The organism is Paenibacillus sp. GbtcB18, from assembly GCF_019091125.1.
Lineage (GTDB): Bacteria > Bacillota > Bacilli > Paenibacillales > NBRC-103111 > Paenibacillus_F > Paenibacillus_F chitinolyticus.
Genome location: NZ_JAGXJX010000067.1, coordinates 1 through 1,038, shown reverse-complemented (window position 1 = coordinate 1,038; position 1,038 = coordinate 1). Strand labels below are relative to the sequence as shown.

Annotated in this window: 1 protein-coding gene; it reads right to left on the bottom strand. The window is 28.4% G+C overall.

Annotated elements, in window-relative coordinates; genetic code table 11:
• Window positions 1-382 precede the first annotated feature (382 nt).
• Window positions 383-1,038, bottom strand: a 656-nt coding sequence (locus tag KVT34_RS29520) for a hypothetical protein (RefSeq protein ID WP_217563219.1), incomplete at its 5' end; no start/stop codon positions are given.

The window sequence follows — 1,038 nt, the reverse complement described above, 5'->3', positions numbered from 1 at the left end:
GAGCATGCTTGGAATGGGCATCAGAAGCAACCTAATGGTTATGAGGCATAGAAATATAAATTTGGAATTAAAGCTCATTCATAGCAATAAAAGTGAAGAAAGCAGAGAAGCGATTCACAAATCTCGGTTATAATAAAAAGGATTTACTTCACAGTTCATATATGGAACATGAAGTAAATCCATTTCTTTTTTTGTATATTTAAAGCTATATAAAATTGTTTATCGCTCCTTTAACAAAACGTTAGTAGCTTTGGAGTTTTAAATTATAATATGTTTGTTATTATGAAGGTGATTTATTTGAGTCACTTTCATAATAACAAACAGCATTTAAAATAGGATATATAAATGCTTCCTTTTTGTTTCCAAATTTTTATTTTACGTACTACTTCATTGCTTTATCTGTTGTAAGTGGTATTTTAATTCTTTTTGCAGGCTTAGTTCCATTGAAAAGCATTCGAGTTAGTGGATATTTCTTTATAAAATAAGATATTAACAAACTAATAGCTATGCCAAATATAGTGAATAAGATCCAATGAGAGAAAATCGGATACGGGAGTATTCTGTTAATTAGAAGCATTAACCAAAAGACAGCGTTATGGAATATTAATATGTTAATGGAATTCTTCCCGAAATAGATAAAGAGCCGTGAAATAATTTTTGTTAGTCCTAATAATTGGGATAAATAAAGCATGAGTAGGCTACCACAAATTCCATTCACATAAAATAGTATAAGATTTCCGTACATTCTATTGTTTATATCAATAAAGCTATTAATAGGATTCATAATTAGAAATATAAACAGAGTTGGGATTAAAAATGATTTGCTTAATTTAAAGCGTGTGAATAATCCATAGTATTTAAGTTTATTACCTATAAATAAGAATAGTTGTACAACCAATGCAATATCTAGTCCCCATGGTAAATGGGTGTAATGACTAATAATAAAACCCAGTACGCCTATTGATAAATAGAAAGTTATTTGGAGTAAAGTATGGGATTTTTGAAGGTACTTCATAGTAAATATAAAAATGATTTCTG